Genomic DNA, 1,444 nt, shown 5'->3' with positions numbered 1-1,444 from the left:
GGCTCTTTTCCCTTTTCTGTTGGTTACAATCTGAGCATGCGATAACCGTTTAAATCTATGGTTAATCTCTGGAAAAGTGAGTCGGTTTTAAAGAACCCATAGCAGCGTCGTTTAATGACTTTAATTTTATTATTCAATCCTTCCACAAACCCACTAGTTGATCTATTTTTAAAATAGTTAGCAATGCTGCCTTTATGCTTATTCAAAGTCTTGATAAACGTATTAAAGCAACTAAGGCCAATTTTCTCGACACTGATTATCCATCGATCCAATTTAGCCATAGCAGATTTTCTATCATGATGTGTGTTAAAAATATGCGTCAATTTTAGTGCATAGCTATGCGCCTTCTTTAAAAGAGGTGAGTGCTTGTAAAGCGCCTCTAATTTTCGTTTTTCCTCTTTTGATAAACACTCGTATTGCTTCCTTAATATCCACATCATTCCCTCTAATTCGCTGTATTCTTCGCTGGGAAGGATGCTCTTAAGTCTTTTCATTTCTTTGATTCTAACGTTATCTAGCGCTCCACGATACAATTTTGATACATGGTAACGATCAACAACTACTCTCTGCTTACCAAACACTTCTATTGCTGAATTTACGAAACCGTCATACATATATGTGCATACTTGCTTAACTGTCTTTTTAAGGTGATCTGGAATAGATTCTAAAAATGCCAAAACATCGTCCTTTTTTCGACTATCAAGCACATCCAATATGGTTAAATTACCATATTTATCTTTTGCACTGATCACCGCTATAAAGTTCTGATACCCTTTGCGGTTGCTTATTTCATCAATACCAATGGTTTCCAAGTCTGAGTACTGACTCCAGTCAATTTCCCTATGGATTAGATTGTTGAGCATCGTTTGAACTGTTTTATAGCTAATCCGTTCTTTTTTAGCGACATCTTGAATTGTACTATTGATAACGCACCTGAGCAAATACTCCTCTAAGCCCTTAGTTATTTTACCTCCTTCAGCTACCCAATTATAACGCTCAGTTGTCGTCGTTCCTGGCGGCTCACAGTGCTCACATTCATATCTGACTGGTTTAATTCTAAGTATCACTGGCGTATCAAAAACTGAGGTATGCCTATACTCCATTAGAGAGCCATAGCCATATCGTTTTGTCGCGTCTTTTCCGCACTTATGGCAGGTGGTTTTTGTGCATATACTTTCGACCGTAATGATGATATTCCCTTTAGTATCAAGGGTTTGAGAGATAACTTTAAGATTGTCTATATCTAAAGGAATGCTTAAGTCTTTCATTAAAAACGCGACATTTTGATTTAGGTAACAGCATTGTAACCCTTATTGCTACTGAATTCCATACCCACAGTAAACGGAAAAGAGCCTGAAATAACCGTCACTAAAGACTTGTTAGATGACCTGGTTATCGTCTGTTATTTTGGTGGGAAAAACAGCCGCCGTCATCAGTCAAGCAC

The 1,444-nt window shown here is 37.5% G+C and carries 1 protein-coding gene; it reads right to left on the bottom strand.

Features of this window, described 5'->3' with window-relative positions; translation table 11 throughout:
- Positions 1-23: 23 nt before the first annotated feature.
- Positions 24-1,268, bottom strand: a complete 1,245-nt coding sequence (locus DNK84_RS10605; RefSeq protein WP_119344486.1) for an ISL3 family transposase — start codon at positions 1,266-1,268, stop codon at positions 24-26.
- Positions 1,269-1,444 lie beyond the last annotated feature (176 nt).

It is taken from the genome of Facilibium subflavum, from assembly GCF_003574485.1.
GTDB lineage: Bacteria > Pseudomonadota > Gammaproteobacteria > Francisellales > Francisellaceae > Facilibium > Facilibium subflavum.
Note: the sequence above shows the minus strand (reverse complement) of the source record. Positions and strands in the feature narration are given on the sequence as shown.